Origin of the sequence: Streptomyces sp. NPDC006544 (assembly GCF_040611715.1) — a bacterium.
Taxonomy (GTDB): domain Bacteria; phylum Actinomycetota; class Actinomycetes; order Streptomycetales; family Streptomycetaceae; genus Streptomyces.
Window position 1 is genome coordinate 1 of record NZ_JBEXOV010000005.1, and the last position, 15,477, is coordinate 15,477.

Consider the following 15,477-nt stretch of genomic DNA (forward strand, 5'->3'; position numbering starts at 1 on the left):
GCGCGACACGGCGTACGACCTGCTCACGCGGATCCCCGGCATCACCTGCGTGAAGCCCAAGGCCAGCCGCCTCCGCCGCCGGCTCCCGCGCCGCGCCCGCCCGCGCGGCCCCCAGCACGGCAGCGGTCAGCCCGCCCCCCAGGACCAGGCACATCAGCAGCGTGAGCAGGCGGCGTTCGTTCCCCATGCGGGTCACCGTCGCCGCCCCGCCCCGCGTCCGTCAACCTGCGTCCGCGGGGCGGGCGCGGATCGTGGCCGGTCCCTGCCGGTCCCTGCCGGTCCCGGCCGCCGCCCGCAGGGTGAAGGTGCCGCACGGTCCGTCCGGCCCGGGTCAGGCCCCCGTCATGCGGCATGGCCGACCGGGTCCTTGCCCGGCACGGGCGGACCGCGCACAGTTCCCGGTATGACTCCTGAAGATCTCCTCCAGGCCCTCGCCCGCACCCGTGCCTCCCTCGACGGGAGCGAGGTCACCTTCTGGTGGACGGGCGACGTCTACTCCTGGGCCCCCGGCGAGCCCTACCGGCGCCTCTTCGGCTTCGAGGGTCTGAACGTGGCCCGGCTGGTCGAGGACGAAGGCCCCGGAACCTACCGACTGCTCACGCGTGAGGCCGCGTTCTACCTGGACCCGCAGACGCGCGAGATCCTGGAGACCTGGCAGGACAAGCCGGTGGTGCACGTCTGGAACGATCCCGCGAACCAACGCTGGCGCCCCTTCCCGGTGCCCATGATCGAACTCGGCGACCAGGTCTGCTTCAGCCTGGAGATCCCGCTCGCCTACCCCTCCCCGCTCCCCGTCGAGCAGTACCCGGAGAACTCGGCCGACGACACCTACCGCGCCCTGGAGCTCTTCCAGTTCTTCGCCCCGGCCTCCGTGCTCACCACCGACGCGCCCGGCGTCGCGTCCAGCATGTCCTGGACCCGGATGTCGCCCTGGCTGCCCTGGATGGAACAGGGCCCGCGCCCGGGCGGACTCACCTTCCACTGCCGCGGCCGCAAACTCGCCTCCTACGACGAGGTGCCGGACCGCACCCGCGCGTACGTCGCCGCCCACCATCCGGAGTTCGCCCACGCGCCCGAGAAGTGGACCGAGCCGAACGAGACCAGCTGGACCTACTTCCGCAAGCTCAACCCGCCGGTCTGACCCGGCCGGGGAGGGCCGTCCGGGCGGCGGTACGGGGGCCGGGGAGGAGTCCGGAAGGGGCCTGGTCAGGGGCCCGGGAGGGGCCGGGCAGGGGTCCGGGAGGGGACGGACAAGGGTTTTCCCCGTATCGAGTTCACCCCCGCGTTGCCTACTGTCTGCCCACCGGCGATCCTCCCCGTCCCAACTGCCCCCGTGCCAACCCCACATGGTGCGAAGGCGCGCGGTCGGAACGTCGCCGGAACCGTCGTTGCCCCGCCCCGACGTCGCGGCGGGCAACGTGGTGAGCAGCGGTGGCCGGGCGGGTTCGACCAAGCCCGTTCCGGTCCCGCCGCCGCCGGTACGTACACCTCCCACACTGCACCAACCGGTCGCCGCGGCCCGCCGGCCGCGGCGGCCCGCGAAGGGGAACACCGTGCTCGCATCCAGACGCAGGCTCATATCCGTGGTGGCGATGTCCGTCACCCTGCTCGCCGGATCCGCCACCACCTCCATGGCGCTGTCCACCGCGGATCCCGCCCCCGGCGCCGCGCAGACGTCCATCGCCCCGGCCGCTCCCGCCGGAGCCGCGCCCGTCGAGAACCTCATCGTCGGGTACAAGTCCTCCGCCGCCGAGGCCGGCTCCAACGCCGCGGCCGCCGACGACGCGACCGCCAAGGGCAAGAAGGCGTCGAAGAAGGCGAAGTTCGAGCGCCGCCTCGGTACCGGCGCCGCCCTCGTCAGCCTGGGCGGTGCGACCGCCCCCGCCGACGCGGCCGCCGTCATGGACCAGTTCCGCGCCGACCCCGACGTCGCCTACGTCGAGCCCGACTCCCGCGCGTACGCCCTGGCCGTCGCTCCCAACGACACCGAGTACGCCAAGCAGTGGGACCTCTTCGAGCCCGTCGCCGGCATGAACGTCCAGGCCGCCTGGGACAAGTCCACCGGCTCCGGCGTCACCGTCGCCGTGATCGACACCGGCTACGTCGCCCACTCCGACGTGGCCGCGAACATCGTCGCCGGCTACGACTTCATCTCCACCTCCAGCGCCGCCCGCGACGGCAACGGCCGCGACAACAACCCGGCCGACCAGGGCGACTGGAGCGCCGCCGACGAGTGCGGTGCCGGCTCCAAGGCCAGTGACTCCTCCTGGCACGGCACCCACGTCGCCGGCACCATCGCGGCCGCGGCGAACAACGCCAAGGGCGTCGCGGGCATCGCGTACAACGCCAAGATCCAGCCCGTCCGCGTCCTCGGCAAGTGCGGTGGCGCCACCTCCGACATCGTCGACGCCATCACCTGGGCATCGGGCGGCACCGTCGCCGGGGTCCCGGCGAACGCCACCCCCGCCAAGGTGATCAACATGTCCCTCGGCGGATCCGGTGCCTGCACCAGCAGCTACCAGAACGCGATCAACGCCGCCGTCGGCCGCGGCACCACCGTCGTCGTGGCGGCGGGCAACAGCAACGCGGACGCCGCCGGCTTCACCCCGGCCAGCTGCAACAACGTGATCAACGTGGCCGCAAGCAACCGCACCGGCGACCGCTCCTTCTACTCCAACTTCGGCGCGATCATCGACGTCGCCGCCCCGGGCGGCGAGACCCGCCGCGCCACCGACACGCCGGGCACCGTCACCACCCCCGAGAACGGCATCCTCTCCTCGCTGAACTCCGGCACCACCACCCCCGGCGCCGAGATCTACAAGCCCTACCAGGGCACCAGCATGGCCGCCCCGCACGTCGCCGGCCTCGCCGCGCTCCTCGCCGCCGCGAAGCCCTCGCTGACCCCGGCGCAGATCGAGGCGGCCATCAAGGCGAACGCCCGCCCGCTGGCCGGCACCTGCACCGGCGGCTGCGGCTCCGGCCTCGCCGACGCGGCCGCGACGGTGACCGCGGTGACCTCCACCCCGGCCACCCCGGCCTTCGAGAACACCGCGGACGTCGCCATCGGCGACAACACGACGGTGGAGAGCCCGATCACCGTCACCGGGGTCACGGGCAACGCCCCGGCCGCCCTCAAGGTCGGCGTGAACATCGTCCACACCTACATCGGTGACCTCAAGGTCGACCTCGTCGCCCCCGACGGCACGGTGTACACGCTCCACAACCGCGCCGGCGGCAGCACCGACAACATCAACCAGACCTACACCGTCAACGCCTCCTCCGAGGTGGCGAACGGCACCTGGAAGCTGCGCGTCAACGACAACGCCGGCGGGGACACCGGCAAGATCGACGCGTGGAGCCTCGGCTTCTGAGCCCCCGGATTCCGCACACCCACGCGCCCTGACAGGGCGATAGTACGGACCAAGCAGCCCGTCGGACCTGCCGATACACCTCGTATCGGCAGGTCCGGCGGGTTTTCCCGTCGGCCGGCTGAATTCTGCGTCACAATCCGGGCCCGCCGGGCATCCGACCTCGTATTGTCGCGTCTCACAGGAAGGGCACAGAAACGGGGACCGAGAGGCTGGTGGCTGCGCGTGGTGGCGGCGACGGGGCACGCTGACACGACCGTCGGGCACGGTGAACTGATCAAGGCGGTGGACCGCGCTCTGACCACGCACGGACGCGCCCTGCTCACCGGACCCGCCGGCGCGGGCAAGACCGAGGTGGTGCGCGCCCTCACCGAGGCCGCCGTGCTCCGCCACGAGACCGTGCTCCTCCTCGCCCCCGAGGCCACCGACCGGTGGATACCCGAGGCCTCCGCCGCGGCCCTCCTCGCATCCGTCCCCGCCGCCGCCCTCGAGCAGCTCTCCGGACCCCAGCGCACCGCCATCGCCCTCCTGCGCCGGGAGACCGACGCACCCCGCGCCGGCCGTGACCACGTCGCCCTGCGCCTCGCCGTGGTCGAGGTGCTGCGCACCCTCGCCGCCCGCGGCCCGGTCCTCCTCGCGCTCGACAACGCCCAGTGGCTCGACGCCGAGAGCACCGACCTGCTCCGGTTCGCGCTGCGCCTGACCCCGCCGCGCGTGCGGGTCCTCGCCGCCGAGTGCGTCCAGGGCGGAGCCCCCCTCGCCGAACCGCTGTGCGGACCCGGCGCCCCCCACCTGCGGGTCCCTCCGCTCGCCACCGACGAGATCGCCGAACTGCTGGTCCGCCGCGGCCTCCCGGCCCGCCTCGCCGGCCGGATCCACCAGGCCAGCGGCGGCAATCCGCGCCTGGCCCTGGCCCTCGGCCACTCCCTCGCCGAAGCCGCCGGGACCCGCGACGGCGGCGCCCACCACGCCGATCCGCTGCCCGTCTCCGGCCAGGCCCGCGACGTGGCCCGCAGGCTCCTCGGCGTCGTACCCGCCCAGGCCCGCCGCACCCTGCTCCTCGCGGCCCTCGCCGCGCGCCCCACCACCGCCCTGCTGCGCCGGGCCGGACGCCCCGACGCGGAAGCCGAGCTCGCCGTGGCAGAACGGGCCGCGCTCGTCACGGTGGAGGAGGACGGCGCGGTCCGGTTCACGGCCGGGGCCCTGCCGACCGCGCTGGCCGCCGACGCCGGCTGGGCCGGACGGGCCGCCGGGCACGCGGCGCTCGCCGCCGCCGTCGACGACCCCGTCCAGGCCCTGCGCCACCGCGCGCTCGCCGTGGACACCCCCGACCAGTGGCTCGCCGCCGAGATCGCCGAGGCCGCCACGGTCTGCCGTCGTCGTGGCCAGCGGGTGCTCGCCGCCGAACTCGGCCTGCTCGCCGCCGACCGCACCCCCTGCCACCTGCCCGGCGATGAGCTGGCCAGGCTCGTCGGGGCCGCCGAGGACGCGGGCTGGGCCGGCCGCGCCGACCTGGCCCGCCGTGCCGCGCGCGCCGTACTGGCCCGGGACTCCTCGCCCGCCGACCGGGTCCGCGCCCGGCTCGCCGTCATCGACGCCGCCGGACAGGCCCTCGGCGCCCTCGACGAAACCTTCGCCCACGCCACCGCCGACGCCGAGGGCGATCCCGCGCTGCAGGCCGCCGTCCGGCTGCGGACCGCCTGGAAGCACAACCTCAGCGACGGCGACCCCGTCCGCTCCCGGGACGCCGCCGCCGAGGCCGGCGTACTGGCCGCCGCCGGAGGCGACCAGGTCGCCGAAGCCATGGCCCTGACGGTGCGGGCCCGCATGGGCCGGATCCTCGGGGACCCCGACGCCGAGGAGATCCTCGCCGAAGCGCTCGCCCTGCCCGCGCCCGAGGTACCGCTCGGCATGCGCAACGCCCCGCAGTACCTGGCCGTCCGCCATGCCCTGTTCGACGACCGGCTCGCCGACGCGAGGCGCCAGCTGCTCGTGCTGCTGCCCGCCGTGCGGCGCACCGGATCCGCCGAGGACGTCTTCGAGGTGCTGCGCAGCCTCACCGAGGTCGAACTGCGCGGCGGGAGGTGCGCGGCCGCCCGCACGCACGCCCGCGACGCCCTGGAACTCACCATCGAGGCGGGACTCTCGCCCGGCCCCGCCTGGTACGTCACCGCGATGGCCGAGGCGATGGGCGGCGGCTTCGCACGAGCCGCCGGATACGCCCGGCGCGGCATCCAGGCCTCGGAGGAGGAACACGACCAGGTCTTCCTCTCGCGGAGCCTGCACGCGCTGGGACTGGTCGAACTGGCCACCGGCGAGGCCGCCAAGGCCGTGGCCACCCTGCGCCGGGTCGCCGAACTGGAGGCCGCCCAGCAGGTGGTGGACCCCTCGATCCTGCGCTGGCACGGGGAGCTCGCCGAGGCCCTGGTCGCCGCCGACGCCCTCGAGGAGGCCGCCGAGCTGCAGGCCCGGGTCCGTACGACGGCCCTGGCGCTCGGCCGCACCAGCGTGATCGCCGCCCTCGACCGGGCCCTGGGGCTGTGCCTGTCCGCGCAGGGCGAGGCACAGGAGGCGGTGGCCCTGCTGGAGGCCACCGCCCAGCGGTTCGCGGTCCTCCAGCTCCCGCTGGAGCGCGCCCGAACGCTGCTCGCCCTGGCCCGGGTTGAGCGGCGCCGGCGCCGGCGGGCACCCGCGCGCGCCGCGCTCCGGGCAGCCGCCGACGCCTTCGCCGAGGCGGGCGCCACCCCCTGGGCGGAGCTCGCGCGCGAGCCGTCGCCCGCCCCGTCCCCGTCCTCGGGCGAGGACGGGGGGACGCCGGCCCTGGCGGCCCTCACGGAGGCCGAGACCCGCCTCGCGCTGCTCGTCGCCCAGGGCGCGAGCAACCAGGAGGCGGCCGCGAAGCTCTTCGTCAGCGTGAAGACGGTGGAGGCCCGCCTGACGAGGATCTACCAGAAGCTCGACGTCCGGTCCCGGGCCCAGCTGGCCACCACGCTGCGTGCGCGCTGACGCGGTGGCCCGCCGGCGCCGCGGTCCCGTACGCCGGCCTCAGCAGCTCAGGTTGTTGCCCGGGGTCACGCCCAGAATCTGGGTGAAGCCCTGGTAGGAGTTGACGCGGCTCTGGACCTGCGCCGGGTTGCCGCCGTTGCATTCCAGGGAGCCGTTGATGGAGCGGATGGTCTCGCCGAAGCCCGCCCCGTTGACCATGGCCGCGTGGGCCGTCATCGTGCCGGGGCCGTTCTGGGTGTTCCAGTACCAGAGTGCCGTCTTCATGGCGACGGCCGGATCCTGCTCGACCAGGTAGGGGTTGGCGAGGAGGTTGATGCCGAGCGCGTCCCCGGCCGCCTTGTAGTTGAAGTTCCAGCTCAGCTGGATGGGACCGCGCCCGTAGTACGCGGCCTGCCCGGCCGGACAGCCGTACGGCTGGCTGGTGTCGCAGTAGTGGGGGTAGTTGGCGGTGTTCTGCTCGACGATGTGGACGAGGCCGCCCGTCTCGTGCGAGACGTTGGCCAGGAAGGCGGCCGCTTCGCGCCGCTTGACGGTGTCGTCACCGGTGTGGGCGAAGGCGGGGTAGGCGGACAGGGCCGCGACCAGGCCGTTGTAGGTGTAGAAGGAGTTCCGGTTCGGGAACATCTGGTTGAACTGGGCCTCGCTGACCACGAATCCGGAGGGGTTGCCCGGGTCCGGGTCGACCGGACCTCCGGCGCCGCACACCCCCTGGTCGGCCCAGACGCCCCACTGGCCGGTGGTCCCGGGCGTCTCGCCCTGGGTCCACCACTTCGCCTGCCAGTTGTGGCCGCTGTACGAGGCGTTCATGCCGTTGGTGTATACGGCGGACGAGGCCCACGCGCCGGCGCAGGCCGGAGCGGCGGCGGCGGGGGAGGCGGGCAGGGCGATCGCGAGGCCGAGGGTGACGGCGGCGGCGGCCGCCATCGAGAGCGCGCGGTGGCGCAGGGTGCGTATCACGGAAGTGCTCCTTCAGCGGGGGGAGTTGTCGTGCGTCGTCGTGGGGACAACTACGGCCACTGAATCGAGAATGGTCTGAACCTGTCAAGGTCTAGACCAAAACAACGCGCCCGCGTCCCACCCGGGAGGGTGGGACGCGGGCGCGGTTCGCCGTGGGTCAGCTGCCGGCGGAGAGGTTGCCGGAGAGGACCGGGATGTTGTCGAGGATGTGTGAGGCGGAGTCGTCGCCCTTGGCCTGGGTCGAGTTCTCGGCGCACTGCTGGTTCTGCGGGTTGGCGAGGACGTTGATGTCCTGGACGCCGACGTTGATCGCGGCCAGGATCGACTGGGCGTTGACCTTCGCCGGCAGGCCGACACAGAGCTTGTTCAGCGAGCCCTGGATGGCGGACAGCTGCGGGCTCATCTTGCCGCTGGTCTCCTGGTTGCCGTAGATCTGCGAAGCCTCGTTGCCGTTGACCGTGTTGACACCGTGGTCGTTGCCGATCGCCATCGCCGGGGAGGCTACGGCGGCACCGGCACCCAGAACGGCTGCGGTGGCGGCTGCGGTGGCCATGAACTTCTTGAGCATGGGGATCCTTCTTCTGTCGCACGGTCGCATGAGATAGCTGCCCTCGGCGGGACGAGCTGCTCAACTGCCGTGGACACAGAGGGTTATCGCCCGTCACCCGACTGGCGCAACAGTCCACTCCGCAGGTGACATCCGGTATCGGCCGATTGACTCAAGGCCGCCGGCCGGGGCGCGATCCCCGGGCGCGTGCGTGCGCTCCCCTGGAAGCCGCCCTCGACCGGATCGGGACCGTGTGGTCCCTGACCCCGTCGAGGCCGGCTGTCGCGCGGCCGCGTCGGAGCGGCCGCGCTGCGGTCAGCCGGTCTTGCGGCGGACCTTCTTGTTCTTGCCACCGGGGCCGTTGCCGCCGGAACCCTGGATCTTCGCCCGGCTCTGGTGCGACTGCTGGGACTGGGCATTGGCGGCGTTGCGCTCCAGGGCCTCCTTGAACTTTCGCTTGGCTTCCTCGGCCGGCGATTCGTTCTGCGGGGTGTCGGTTTCTTCTGACATGTGTCCTCCTGGAGTGTGCTGAAGCCGTTGCAGTCTGTCAGGTGACGTTTCCCCTGGCCAGCGCGTTCGGGCGGAGCGGTCTCAGGCGTCCTTCTCCAGGGTCGGACGGAGCCGCTCCAGCAGGGCGTGGAGCGTCGCGCTCTCGGTGTCGTCCAGGACGTCGAGGGCGCCGTGCGTGGCCTGCATCTCCTCGCGCACGCGGCGGATCACGTCACGGCCGGCGTCCGTGGCCACGACGTTCTTGACGCGCCGGTCGACGGGGTCGGGCTCGCGGCGCACCAGCTCGCGGGCCTCCAGCCGGTCCACGATGCCCGTGACGTTCGACGCGTCGCACACCAGCAGGGCGGCGAGGCCGCGCATCGGCAGGGGGCCGTTCAGCTGGGCGAGGACCTTGGCCTGGGTGGAGGTGAGCCCGTAATGGGCGGCGGCCGCGGCGAAGTCGCGCCACTGGGCGGTGCCGATGGCGGCGAGCAGCTCCAGGAGCTCCAGCTTGGTCGGGACGGCGTGATCGGTGGTGGCGCTCATGCAACGAGCGTACTCAAGGTGTTTCATATTATCAACCTTTTACTTGACCATCTGAACTATTGAGATCTACCGTCTGATGCAGTCGAAGTAGTTGATGACGTCAAACATCTGTGATCTGAAGCACTGAGAAGGTTCTCCCTGATGAGCCCCACCCCCTCCGCCTCCGCCACCGCACAGGCCGGCGGGCACCGGAACGAGACGGTCATCGTCTTCGCCCTGAGCCTGGCCGCCATGGTCGTGTCGATGATGCAGACGCTGCCGGTCCCGATCCTGGGCCTGATCCGCAACGACCTGGGCACCACCACCGCGAACGTGAGCTGGGTGACCACCGCCACTCTGCTGTCCGCCGCCGTCTTCACCCCGCTGCTCGGCCGCTTCGGCGACCAGCACGGCAAGAAGCCGACGCTCGTGGCCGTGCTCGGCGTCATGGTGGCGGGGTCCGTCGTCGCCGCGCTGGCTTCCTCGCTGCCGCTGCTGATCCTCGGGCGGGTCCTCCAGGGCGCCGCCACGGCGATCTTCCCGCTCGCCCTCTCCGTCCTGCGCGAAGAGGTCCGCCCGCAGAAGCTTCCCGGCGCGATGGCCCTGGTCAGCGGCACGCTCGCGTTCGGCAGCGGGCTCGCGCTCGTCGCCACCGGGCTGCTGACCTCGGGCGCCGGCGCCGACTACCGCAACGCCTTCTGGATGGCCACCGGCTTCGCGGTGCTCGCGCTGCTCGCCGTCGTCTTCCTGGTCCCCGCGACCCGGCACAAGACCGGCGGACGCACGGACTTCCTCGGTGCGCTCACCCTCGGCATCGCCCTGCTGCTGCTCCTGCTGCCGATCTCCCAGGGCCACGAGTGGGGCTGGGCCTCCGGCCGCACGCTGGGCAGCTTCGCCGGCGCCGTCGTCATGACCGCGGTGTGGGTCCTGACCGAGCTCAAGGTCCGCGAGCCCCTCGTCGACATGCGGATGTTCGTCCACCGTCCGGTCCTCATGGCCAACCTGGCCGGCATCCTCGTCGGCTTCGGCATGTTCGCGAACTTCCTGGGCGTCTCCTACCTCGTCCAGATGCCCAAGGCCCTGACCGGTTACGGCTTCGACGCCTCGATCCTGCGCGCCTCCGTCGAGTTCCTGCTGCCCGGCGCGATCGTCTCGCTGCTCGCCTCCCCGATCGGCGGTCAGATCGTCCGCCACCGCGGCCCGCGCGTCGCCCTGGCCATGGCCGCCGCCCTCGGCGCCGCCGGCTTCGGCTGGCTGGCCCTGGACCACGGCCACACCGCCTCGGTGATCGGCGCCGGTCTCATCGTCGGCGCGGCCGTCAGCTTCGGCTACGCGGCGATGCCCGCCGTCATCATGGCCAGCGTTCCGCACCACCAGAGCGGCATCGCCAACGGCATCAACTCGATCTCCCGCTCCACGGGCAGCGCGATCGGCAGCGCCATCGTCACCACCATCCTGGCGTCGAAGACGATCGACCACCTCCCGCCGGGAGTTCCCGCGCTGCCGGCCGAATCCGGCTTCACCCTCACCTTCACCATCGGCGCCGTGGCCTTCGGCCTGGTCGCGCTGATCAGCGGACTGGGCCTGCGCGGCCGCCAGGGCCCCCGGGCCACCGACGGTTCCGTGCCGGCGGGCACCCCGGCCGCGGCCACCACGGCTACGGCCACCACGGCCACTCCGACGGCGGCCACCCAGGAGGACGCTGCCTCCAAGGGGGCCGGTGCGGCGGCGCAGCAGCCGGCCGGACAGGTCCCGGCCGTCTGACCGATCCGTCGTTCCGCCGGGCCCGCCCGCCCGGCACCAGGCGCCCTGTGCCCCCCGTTCCCGCGGGGGCACAGGGCGCCTCGCCGTTCCGGCCGGCCGCTGCCGTGCCCACGGCCGGTCCCCGTCTTCCCTCCGCCGGCGCCCCGTCATCCCACCGCCGGCTCTCCGCCATGCCTCCGACGCCGCCCTGCCGGTCCTCGAGCGACGCGCCGTTGCCGGGTGGAATGGTTCGTCCCGCACAGCAGTACACACGGTCGGACCAGACGTCCCGGAGCCCCGGCGTGCGGCAGCCCCGGTGCGCGGGCGTCCGGACGCGTGCCGGCTCCCCGCCCCGCCCACCCCTTGAGCGGAGATTCACAGATGGCACAGCCCACCCTCGTCCTCAAGCCCGGCACGGCCTGGTCGGATGCCTGGCGGCGCGCTCTGGCCGTGGCCCCGGAGGCCTTCCGCGAGGACCGCGTCCTGAACCTGTGGGGCGGAGCCTGGCAGAGCGACGGCCGCACGCTGCCCGCGACCAGCCCCGTCGACGGCAGCCCCATCGCGGGGCCGCCGCGGCTGGACGCCGCCACCGCGGCCCGTGCCGTGCGGGCCTCCCTCGACCAGCACCGCGCCTGGCGCCGGGTACCGCTGCCCGAACGCCGGGCCCGCGTCACCGCGGCCCTCGACGCCCTCGTCGAGCACCGCGAGCTGCTCTCCCTCCTGCTGGTGTGGGAGATCGGAAAGCCCTGGCGGCTCGCGCAGGCCGACGTGGACCGTGCCATCGAGGGTGTGCGCTGGTACGTGGAGAACATCGACGGCATGCTGGAGGGCCGGACCCCGCTCGAAGGTCCCGTCTCCAACATCGCCAGCTGGAACTACCCGATGTCGGTCCTGGTCCACGCGATGCTCGTCCAGGCGCTGGCGGGCAACGCCGTCATCGCGAAGACCCCCACCGACGGCGGGCTCGCCTGCCTCACCCTGGCCTGCGCGCTCATCCACCGCGAGAACATCCCGGTGACCTTGATCAGCGGCAGCGGCGGCGAGCTGTCCGAAGCCCTCGTCCGGTCCCCGGAGATCGGCTGTGTCTCCTTCGTGGGCGGCCGTGACACGGGTGCCCGCATCGCCACGGCCGTCACCGACCTCGGCAAGCGGCACGTCCTGGAACAAGAGGGCCTCAACACCTGGGGCATCTGGGAGCACACGGACTGGGCGTCCCTCGGCGCGGTCATCCCCAAGCTCTTCGACTACGGCAAGCAACGCTGCACCGCCTACCCGCGCTTCGTCGTCCAGCGCACCGCCTTCGACGCCTTCCTCGCCGCGTACCTGCCGGCCGTCGCCTCGGTCCGTACCGGCCACCCCCTCGCGGTGGCGCACCCCGACGACCCGCTGCCCGAGCTGGACTTCGGGCCCCTCATCAACGCGTCGAAGGCCAAGGAGCTCACCGACCACGCCGCCGAGGCCGTCGGGCACGGGGCGGTCCCGCTCTTCCGGGGCGCTCTGGATCCGGCCCGTTTCCTGCCGGGCCAGGACACCTCGGCCTACGTGGCTCCGCTGACCCTGCTCAGCCCGCCCGCGTCCTCACCGCTTTACCACGCGGAGCCCTTCGGGCCGGTCGACACCATCGTCCTCGTGGACACCGAGGCCGAGCTCCTCGCGGCGATGAACGCCTCCAACGGGGCACTCGTCGCGACCCTCTCCACCGACGACCCCGCCACCTTCAACCGCCTCGCCCCGCAGATCCGGGCCTTCAAGATCGGCCAGGGCAAGCCCCGTTCACGCGGTGACCGCGAAGAGCTCTTCGGCGGCTTCGGCGCCTCCTGGCGCGGCGCCTTCGTCGGAGGCGAGCTGCTCGTCCACGCCGTCACCGACGGCCCCGACGGCGAGCGGATCCCGGGCAACTTCCCGGAGTACCAGCTGATGCCGTGACGGCCCGTGGCGCCGCCCCGCCCGGCACAGCGGCCGCGCGCTCGACTGGATAGGCTCGTCCGGGCCCGGGAAGCACCTCCCCGGGCCCGGAAGGGTGTCATGACCAGCGAAGCAGCGATCCGTGTCCTGCGGGCGGCCGACCGCGCGGCGGCCGGGTGGAAGAACGGTGGGGGAGTCACCCGGGAGATCGCCGCCGGGCCCGAGGGCGCCGGGATGGACGCGTTCGGCTGGCGGGTCAGCCTGGCCGAGGTCGTGGCCGACGGCCCCTTCTCCGTCTTCCCGGGCGTCGAGCGCACCCTCACCCTCGCCGAGGGCGCCGGCATGGACCTGCGGATCGCGGGCGTACGGCGCCTCGTGGACCGGCGGTTCGAGCCCCAGCGGTTCCCCGGGGACGAACCGACCGACTGCCGGCTGCTGGGCGGGCCGGTGGTCAACTTCAACGTGATGTACCGCAGAGGCGTGGTGACCACCGACACCGCCGTCGTACGGGGCGACCTCGCGCTCACCGTCCGGCCCGCGGAGACCCTGCTGGTCGTCGTCCTGGAGGGGACGGCCGAGGTGGTGGGCGGCGCCGAACTCCGCGCCGAACTCGCCGCGTACGACGCCGCTTTGGTGACGGGAGCCGGGGAGCTCGTGCTCCGGAGCTCCGGGCGCACGGCGGTGGTCCGGCTGGCCCCGCACCCGGCGGCCGACGGCCCCGTTCAGACCGCGTAGCCCTGCGACGGGGGCGGCCCCCGCGCCCCTGTGGGCCCGGAGCGTTGACAAAGCCGCCCTCTGCTAGATACCTGTGCCGCGATGGCCGCGTGACGCGATCGGATCACTCAAAAGACAGAGAACGATCTGCAAGTTTGCGGCAGGCCGGCACGAAGGACTGCTGAATTGCCTGACGCGGCACCAGACGGCCCGGGAGCGGTGCGGTTCACCGCTTGCCGAGCTTGACCCACCTCGCCGCGCTGGGAACGCCCTTCGCGTCGAGGAGGAACAGCATGTAGTAGCCGGGCGGGGCGTCGGCCGCGGTGGCAGGCGCCCGCAGCCCGATCGTGCGGCCGCGGACGCCGGTCATCCGCAGCTCCAGATGGCGCTGGCTGGTGTTCACCGCGTGCGTGACGGTGGTCGGCGCCAGCAGCACGGCGCGCCGGACCCCTGCGGCGTCAGCGCTCTCGACGGAGAACTCCGCGTCGTGGGCGAGCTCGCCCGCCGGGACCCGGTCGAGCGCGGGCCGGGCGCCCGCGTGCAGGTAGGGCGGCTCGTAGATCTCGATCGAGCCGTCCATGCCGTCGTCGATGTCGGGATCGTTGGCGATCTGCTGCAGCTCGTCCCCGGTGACCATCACCCGGCCGTCCGGCAGGACCAGGGCGTTGGAGTGGTACCCCCGGGGGAGCCGCTGGGCCGGCCCCAGCCGCCACCGGCCGTCCGCGCCGCGCAGCTCCGTCTGCCGGTACTTCAGGTCGGCCTTCGGATTGAACGGCCCGAAACCGTAGTTCCGGGTGTCCAGCGCCCCGTTGACGGTCAGCAGCTTCCCGTCCGGCAGGATCAGCGTGTCGTCCTGGGTCCGCCCGAAGGCGCGCGGCTCCTGAGTGGTCCAGCGGCCGGCCGCCCCGCCCGACAGCCGGTATGTGTGCGGGTCGCGCGGGTCGCCGCCGAGCACCAGGACCGAGTCCGGGCCCCGGAAGCCGGCCGGCAAGGGCACCGCGGACCCGTAGCCCCGGAAGTCGGCGGGCCGCCTGGGCAGATTCGTACGGGTCTCCGCGCGCGGGTCGAAGAGCCACTGCTGGTCGGCGTCGCGCCCGAGCCCGTAGACCATGCCGTCGCGCAGCGAGAAGAGGTGCGGATAGTCGTTGCGGAACGGGGCGTCGGTGCGCAGCCGCTGCGAGGCGATGTCCAGCGGGATGTCGAACGGCCGCCAGGGCACCGGCTGCCCGAGCGCGGGGAACCGCTCCACGACCGGGGTCGGGGTCCCCGTACCGCGTTCGGACTGGCCGGACATGATGATCTGGCGGCCGTCGGCGCCGGTCACCACCGACGGGTACCAGCGGCCCACCGCCATGTCGCGGTTGCGGTACCAGCCCTCGGTCCACGGATCGAAGACGAAGGACAGTTTCGCGCCGCTGCCGCCCTTGCCGCCCGTGTTGCCGCCGAACACCCCGAGCATCCCGTTGGGCAGGAACGAGTGGCCCGCGCAGAAGAACGGCGCGGGGCGCGGTGCGTGCGTACCGTCGGGCATCAGCACGACGGGCGGCGTCACCTTCTTGAACGCCCCGGGTCCGGTCCCCTTCGCCGGATCCCACAGAAAGGCGCGACCCGCGTTGGTCGGACCGATCCGGTCGGTGGGGCCGGTCTCCTTGGTGGGGTCGGTCTCCACCCGCGAGAAGGAGAAGAGCAGCACCTTTCCGGTGGGCAGCTGGGCGACGTGCACGCCGAAGTCGGGCGAGGGGAAGTAGTCGGTGAACCGGCCCGAGAGCGCCGCGTCGAAGGCGGAGTTCGCCTCGCGCTGCGAGAGGCGCAGCGCCTCCAGGCTCTCCGTGCGCCGCGCCTGCGGATAGGCCGACGTGCCCTTGGCGGCGCGGCGCAGTTCGGCGTGCGCCCGTGCGTGGTCCGCGCCGATGACGGCGGCCTCACCGGGGTCGCTCCCGCCGCCGGCGTCGTGCGCTGCGGCGGGGGTGGTCGTGAGGACCGCGGCGCAGACGAGTGCGGCCGCGGACAGCAGGGCGGACCGTTGCGGGCGGCGCATGGGACTCCTCGGCGCGGGCGGTTCCGGCGGAGTGGTCATCTTAGGAAATACCCGAGCGAAACAGGCCGTTCGACGCGGTCGCCGCCCGGCCCTTGAGCCATTCGGCTGCCCGGCCCGCCGGCCCGGCGGCCGGCCGCCGGGGGAGGCCGCTCGAGCCCTCCCGCTCAGGAGACCTCCCGCTCATG

The 15,477-nt window shown here is 73.2% G+C and carries 11 protein-coding genes and 1 pseudogene; 6 read left to right on the forward strand and 6 right to left on the reverse strand.

Annotated features, from left to right (window positions below; all coding sequences use genetic code 11):
- Positions 1-187 (reverse strand): annotated as a pseudogene (locus ABZY44_RS03590) (hypothetical protein); the annotation flags it as partial.
- Between the two features lie 216 nt (positions 188-403).
- Here ABZY44_RS03590 and ABZY44_RS03595 point away from each other — a divergent pair.
- The 3 genes from ABZY44_RS03595 to ABZY44_RS03605 all read left to right on the forward strand — a co-directional run bounded on the left by ABZY44_RS03595 (position 404) and on the right by ABZY44_RS03605 (position 6,374).
- Positions 404-1,141 (forward strand): DUF1838 family protein, encoded by a 738-nt coding sequence (locus ABZY44_RS03595; protein ID WP_356649916.1) that lies wholly within the window; start codon positions 404-406, stop codon positions 1,139-1,141.
- A 451-nt stretch (positions 1,142-1,592) separates the two neighbouring features.
- On the forward strand, positions 1,593-3,371 hold the full coding sequence (locus ABZY44_RS03600) for a S8 family serine peptidase (protein ID WP_356650072.1): 1,779 nt from the start codon (positions 1,593-1,595) through the stop codon (positions 3,369-3,371).
- 222 nt (positions 3,372-3,593) lie between these two features.
- Positions 3,594-6,374: a LuxR family transcriptional regulator gene (locus ABZY44_RS03605; RefSeq protein WP_356649917.1), complete on the forward strand. Its 2,781-nt coding sequence runs from the start codon at positions 3,594-3,596 to the stop codon at positions 6,372-6,374.
- A gap of 39 nt (positions 6,375-6,413) precedes the next feature.
- Here the strand turns inward: ABZY44_RS03605 and ABZY44_RS03610 are convergent, their stop codons facing one another.
- The 4 genes from ABZY44_RS03610 to ABZY44_RS03625 all read right to left on the reverse strand — a co-directional run bounded on the left by ABZY44_RS03610 (position 6,414) and on the right by ABZY44_RS03625 (position 8,913).
- The gene (locus tag ABZY44_RS03610) at positions 6,414-7,298 is read right to left on the reverse strand and encodes a glycoside hydrolase family 19 protein (RefSeq protein WP_356650073.1); all 885 of its coding nucleotides are present in this window, start codon (positions 7,296-7,298) and stop codon (positions 6,414-6,416) included.
- A 190-nt stretch (positions 7,299-7,488) separates the two neighbouring features.
- Complete coding sequence (locus ABZY44_RS03615; RefSeq protein WP_356649918.1) at positions 7,489-7,899, reverse strand: rodlin; 411 nt, start codon at positions 7,897-7,899, stop codon at positions 7,489-7,491.
- Positions 7,900-8,193: 294 nt separating this feature from the next.
- Positions 8,194-8,388, reverse strand: coding sequence for a DUF5302 domain-containing protein (locus ABZY44_RS03620; RefSeq protein ID WP_356649919.1), 195 nt, complete (start codon positions 8,386-8,388; stop codon positions 8,194-8,196).
- A gap of 81 nt (positions 8,389-8,469) precedes the next feature.
- Positions 8,470-8,913 carry a MarR family transcriptional regulator gene (locus ABZY44_RS03625; protein WP_356649920.1) on the reverse strand — a complete coding sequence of 148 codons (444 nt, stop codon included), beginning with the start codon at positions 8,911-8,913 and terminating at the stop codon, positions 8,470-8,472.
- 141 nt (positions 8,914-9,054) lie between these two features.
- Between ABZY44_RS03625 and ABZY44_RS03630 the strand changes: the two genes are divergently transcribed.
- From ABZY44_RS03630 to ABZY44_RS03640, 3 genes are all read left to right on the forward strand, one after another.
- Positions 9,055-10,656, forward strand: a complete 1,602-nt coding sequence (locus ABZY44_RS03630) for an MFS transporter (RefSeq protein ID WP_356649921.1) — start codon at positions 9,055-9,057, stop codon at positions 10,654-10,656.
- Between the two features lie 360 nt (positions 10,657-11,016).
- Complete coding sequence (locus tag ABZY44_RS03635; RefSeq protein WP_356649922.1) at positions 11,017-12,561, forward strand: aldehyde dehydrogenase family protein; 1,545 nt, start codon at positions 11,017-11,019, stop codon at positions 12,559-12,561.
- A gap of 99 nt (positions 12,562-12,660) precedes the next feature.
- Positions 12,661-13,275, forward strand: a complete 615-nt coding sequence (locus tag ABZY44_RS03640) for a HutD family protein (RefSeq protein WP_356649923.1) — start codon at positions 12,661-12,663, stop codon at positions 13,273-13,275.
- 205 nt (positions 13,276-13,480) lie between these two features.
- Here the strand turns inward: ABZY44_RS03640 and ABZY44_RS03645 are convergent, their stop codons facing one another.
- On the reverse strand, positions 13,481-15,292 hold the full coding sequence (locus ABZY44_RS03645) for a galactose oxidase-like domain-containing protein (RefSeq protein ID WP_356649924.1): 1,812 nt from the start codon (positions 15,290-15,292) through the stop codon (positions 13,481-13,483).
- Positions 15,293-15,477 lie beyond the last annotated feature (185 nt).

Coding starts and splice junctions, on each gene's coding strand:
- ABZY44_RS03615 (WP_356649918.1), bottom strand. CDS start 7,899: ATGCTCAAGAAGTTCATGGCCACCGCAGCCGCCACCGCAGCCGTTCTG.
- ABZY44_RS03635 (WP_356649922.1), top strand. CDS start 11,017: ATGGCACAGCCCACCCTCGTCCTCAAGCCCGGCACGGCCTGGTCGGAT.
- ABZY44_RS03640 (WP_356649923.1), top strand. CDS start 12,661: ATGACCAGCGAAGCAGCGATCCGTGTCCTGCGGGCGGCCGACCGCGCG.
- ABZY44_RS03625 (WP_356649920.1), bottom strand. CDS start 8,913: ATGAGCGCCACCACCGATCACGCCGTCCCGACCAAGCTGGAGCTCCTG.
- ABZY44_RS03595 (WP_356649916.1), top strand. CDS start 404: ATGACTCCTGAAGATCTCCTCCAGGCCCTCGCCCGCACCCGTGCCTCC.
- ABZY44_RS03630 (WP_356649921.1), top strand. CDS start 9,055: ATGAGCCCCACCCCCTCCGCCTCCGCCACCGCACAGGCCGGCGGGCAC.
- ABZY44_RS03620 (WP_356649919.1), bottom strand. CDS start 8,388: ATGTCAGAAGAAACCGACACCCCGCAGAACGAATCGCCGGCCGAGGAA.
- ABZY44_RS03610 (WP_356650073.1), bottom strand. CDS start 7,298: ATGGCGGCCGCCGCCGCCGTCACCCTCGGCCTCGCGATCGCCCTGCCC.
- ABZY44_RS03645 (WP_356649924.1), bottom strand. CDS start 15,292: ATGCGCCGCCCGCAACGGTCCGCCCTGCTGTCCGCGGCCGCACTCGTC.
- ABZY44_RS03600 (WP_356650072.1), top strand. CDS start 1,593: ATGTCCGTCACCCTGCTCGCCGGATCCGCCACCACCTCCATGGCGCTG.